The 212-nt window shown below is 62.3% G+C and carries 1 pseudogene; it reads right to left on the bottom strand.

Going from position 1 to position 212, the window contains the following annotated elements:
• Positions 1-212: pseudogene (locus tag E4K09_RS28875) on the bottom strand (calcium-binding protein); the annotation flags it as partial.

The following is a 212-nucleotide window of genomic DNA, read 5'->3' as shown; positions in this document are numbered from 1 at the left end:
GGAGATCGTGCTCCGAACCGTGTCGGTGCCGCTTGCTGCGCTCTCGACGACCACGTCACCGGCACTGTTGACCGTGTATGTGTCGTTGCCAAGACCGCCAGTCAGCGTGTCATTGCCCAGACCACCATCCAGAGAGTTGGCTGCGCCATTGCCCGTGATCCGGTTGGCAAGGCTATTGCCTGTGCCATTGATCGCGGCCGCGCCGATGAGAG

It is taken from the genome of Microvirga pakistanensis (genome assembly GCF_004458765.1).
GTDB lineage: Bacteria > Pseudomonadota > Alphaproteobacteria > Rhizobiales > Beijerinckiaceae > Microvirga > Microvirga pakistanensis.
This window is presented reverse-complemented; position numbering and strand designations above follow the sequence as displayed.